At 46.8% G+C, this 3,930-nt stretch carries 3 protein-coding genes and 1 pseudogene; all 4 read right to left on the bottom strand.

Features of this window, described 5'->3' with window-relative positions:
- Positions 1-270: 270 nt before the first annotated feature.
- Positions 271-819, bottom strand: a complete 549-nt coding sequence (locus FCN80_RS25445) for an IS110 family RNA-guided transposase (protein WP_170975527.1) — start codon at positions 817-819, stop codon at positions 271-273.
- A gap of 206 nt (positions 820-1,025) precedes the next feature.
- A complete protein-coding gene (gene lpdA / locus FCN80_RS25450) occupies positions 1,026-2,435 on the bottom strand; it encodes a dihydrolipoyl dehydrogenase (protein ID WP_136993111.1) in 1,410 nt (469 codons plus the stop codon).
- Between the two features lie 187 nt (positions 2,436-2,622).
- Positions 2,623-3,054: a GNAT family N-acetyltransferase gene (locus FCN80_RS25455; protein ID WP_230492960.1), complete on the bottom strand. Its 432-nt coding sequence runs from the start codon at positions 3,052-3,054 to the stop codon at positions 2,623-2,625.
- A gap of 67 nt (positions 3,055-3,121) precedes the next feature.
- Positions 3,122-3,408 (bottom strand): annotated as a pseudogene (locus FCN80_RS27555) (type II toxin-antitoxin system TacA family antitoxin).
- Positions 3,409-3,930 lie beyond the last annotated feature (522 nt).

Here is a 3,930-nt window from a genome sequence, read left to right on the forward strand (position 1 = left end):
CTGGCGCGGCTTACGACGATTAAGCGAAATACAAACCGGATGGGAAATTGCTACCGGGAGATGTGGCTAGTTGTAAGGCTGGGCATACGCTTACAAAGCTCGACTGATTGCGGTCGAGTGGATAAAGATTGGTGGACAGATTGTCTTTAAGGCAGAAAAACCTACTTCCACGCCGCCGGCGCAGAATGCCGCTTCGCAAAAAAGTTACGCTGAAAACTCATTCTGAACCGACACGGATACACACCCTACCGTGTACGAATGCCGGTAATGCTAACTGCCTGAAAATTCCTGTGAAGATGCGTTCCCCGGAACCTTACCAATCAGCACCGGTAGCTGTTGCTGGAGACGCAGGATCCCGACAGGAATAGTGAAGCCATATTCAGCGAGCAGAGAACGAAGCTGGTTGGCCAGCGCCGTTCTCTGCTCAACCATCAGTTGACGTGTGTTCCGAAACGCCTTGATATCCTGATGTTCTGTGATTTTTACAGAAACAAAGTGAATACCCGGGCGAAATGCTGTCTCGCAAATTGCCAGCGCATCATTGGCATCATTTTTTTGGCTACGGACAAAAGCTTTTACGTGTTGTGTGGGGATGAGTCTGACGCAATAGCCCATAGATACAAAGGTTCGCCCCCAGAAATGCGAAGTGGAGCAGGCCTCCATAGCGACAAGAGTTCCAGGTTCAAACTGTCGTATAGTATCCAGCAATTTAGAACGAGAGATTTTTTTGTTCCATGCGACAGAGCCATCAACCATCCAGACGCAGACCTGAAAAACTGATTTGGCGATATCAATACCAACAACTCTGATCGTGCTCATGTGATTGACTCCCGTAGCAAACGCAGACAGTAAAAGTATGACACTTGCTGCTTCAGGAAAGGGCGTCCATCACATCACTACACCCCCGTAAAACAAATGAGCCAGACTAAACTGGAGTATCCGGTTTTTTTTCACCTTATCTGGAGGCCAGTACGTCATGAAAAAGCTACCACCGCATCTTGAGTGGTAGCTCTCAGGGTATTCAATCACTGTAATGTGTTATTCGCATACATTTTATATATTGCATTACTAAAAACGTCTTCAGCTGCTTCGTGTACCCCTTCAGCAATTGTAGGGTGACCATGGATGGTATGAATAATATCTTCAATGGTGGCGCCCAGCTTAATAGCCAGTGCCGCCTCATGGATCAAGTCGCTGGCGCGTGGACCAAGGATTTGTAACCCAAGGACTTTGTGAGACAGACCATCAACAATAAACTTAACCATACCTGTCTGCTGTACAATCATGGTCTTGGCATTGCCCTCAAGGGATGTTTTGCCGAGTTTAATATTGCCGATTTGTTCACGTGCTGCGTTTTCGGATAAACCAACGGAGGCAAATTCAGGGCTGGTATAGACGCAAGCTGGAACGGTAGTCTGGTCAAAACCTTCTGTTGAGTTTTTCGTCATATGTTTGGCTGCCACAATCCCCTGCTCCACTGCAACGTGTGCCAACATGTATCCCCCGGTACAATCGCCGATGGCGTAAATATGAGGCACATTGGTTTGCATAAATTCGTTAACAACGATAGCACCTCGTTTCAATTCGACCGACGTGTTTTCCAGTCCAAAACCGTGCACCAGTGGTTTACGCCCAACAGACATAAGCACTTTTGTGGCTGTTAAGGATGATGTACCGGTCGCTTTCTCGAAGGATACCGAAACACCTTTTTCACTTTTTTCAATGGCAGAGACTTTTGCATTTACATATATGTTGATGCCTTCCTTACGTAATATTTCTGCCAGTTGTTCAGATAGTTCGTCATCCATGTGTGACAAAATCTTTTGGTAGGCTTCAATAATAGAGACTTTAGTGCCTAGGCGGTTCATTAACTGAGCAAACTCAATACCAATTACACCGCCACCAATAATAACCATCTCGTCTGGAATATCATTTAAGGAAAGCGCCTCATTGCTGGTGATAACCTCCGGAAGAGAGACACCTGGAATATTGATTTGGGTAGGAACTGACCCAGTTGCAATAATCAGGCGTGCAAAAGCAACTTCCTGCCGAGTTCCGTTTTCGAATTCAAGAATTGCATTATGCTCATCAACGAGTCTTGCCGTGGCATAGATGACATCAACGTTTTTGCTTGCGACCAGTTGGTTTACACCTGAAGTAATTGTATTGATGATTTCATTTTTACGTTGTTGAAGTAGATTCATATCTACAGTAGCTGTACCAACATTGATACCTAAGGTTTTAGCATGCTTGATTTCATCAAGAACATCAGTGGTATGCAGTAATGTTTTGGTTGGGATGCATCCCATATGCAGACAGGTCCCCCCCAGTTTGTATTTTTCAACAACAATAGCTTTACCGCCAAATTCTGTAGCTTTGATCGCCGCAACGTGGCCACCAGGTCCACCACCGATTACTAGAATATCAGTTTTCATAATAAACCCTCTATTATTCTAAAGAATGTTGGAATGTTAAGACAAACAATAATGTTTATACTCAGCAATTTTTTGTCGCAGATCATATTTCGACTAGAAAGAGGCAACTTCAGCTGAATCGTTTAAACTTGCTCACACTTTTGTGTCGGTTTTCTTCGTGTATGTAAATATGCTATGCAGCACGGTATCAATTCCAAATTGATAAACTCCCCACCAAATCCCCCAAAGTAACCATCAACGTCATCGGATCTATCGGCGAAGGCTCAAACCCGACCCGCAGGTAAAATTCCCGCGTCTCATGAGACAACGCATGAACTAGCATTCCACGAATACCGATTATTTCTGCCACCTGAATCACCCGTAACCCGGCATCTCGCACCAGTGCCCGCCTGACTCCTTGGCCGTGCAATGATTTATATAGTACCGAACGGCCCAGCACGACCACCGGGATCGGATCAGGCATATTGCGGCAAAAGCATCCGGGCGCGGCATTGGTCATCGCTGCACTAGATGCCAACAAGTGATACGCCATCACCTTTGAGTCGTCGCAGTAGACGAACGTTCGGGATACGCCGGCTAGTTGATTTTTCATCGCCTGATGTTTTAGCCAGTTGTCCATAGTATCCACGCCGCAACAAAATGGGGGAAGAATATACATATAGCATGAAGAGGCTCAAGGGCCAATATCACTTTTTCTGCTCCCACGATACAGGCGTTTGCATGATTTTACACAGCTCGGCGTTGGGGGCGGGAGTTCGATCTAGATGGGTCAGAAATTTTTTATAGGCCTCCGGATCTGACATGATGATGCGCCGCACGATCAACGATTCCTCTACGGCGGCCTGCGTAGCCTCCAGCACAAAATCAGTACGGTTTTTCCTTTAGCTTTCGCCGCGCGGTCAATAAGAGCGCGCTCGGTGGGTTTAATGCGTAGATTTAATGTCTCTCGTACCTCCCAGCCTTGTCCCTCCAACGCTTGCCTGAACTGTTGGAGAACATCGATAGCTACAAGGGCTGGATGCTGACCCGTCTGGTGTTGTCGCTGGACCTGCTTGTATTCCTGCGCTTCAGTGAGTTACGGCACGCCCGAAGGGATAAGTTTAACCTAAAAGCGCAGATCTGGGTGTCCCTGCGGAGCGAGAAACCGCCGAGGGCGTCAAATCCTCAGAGCGTGGTGCCAAAATGAAGGATGAACATCTGGTGCTGCTGTCACAGCAGGCGGTCAACCTGATTAAACAGATTAAAGCGCTTACCGGGGATTAGACATTCGTATTCCCGAGCGTGCGTTCTCTGAAGAAACCGATGAGCAAAAACACCATCAACAAAGCGCTGCGCACCATTAGTTATGACACAAAAAACGAAATCTGCGGCCACGGTTTTATAACGATGGCCTGTTGCGCTTTGAATGAAACAGAACTGTGAACCGCCCCGGGAATCCTGGAGACTAAACTCTTTGAGAGAGAGGTAACAGGATGACTAAAAATACGCGCTTTTC

Origin of the sequence: Martelella alba (assembly GCF_005217455.1) — a bacterium.
Taxonomy (GTDB): domain Bacteria; phylum Pseudomonadota; class Gammaproteobacteria; order Enterobacterales; family Enterobacteriaceae; genus Acerihabitans.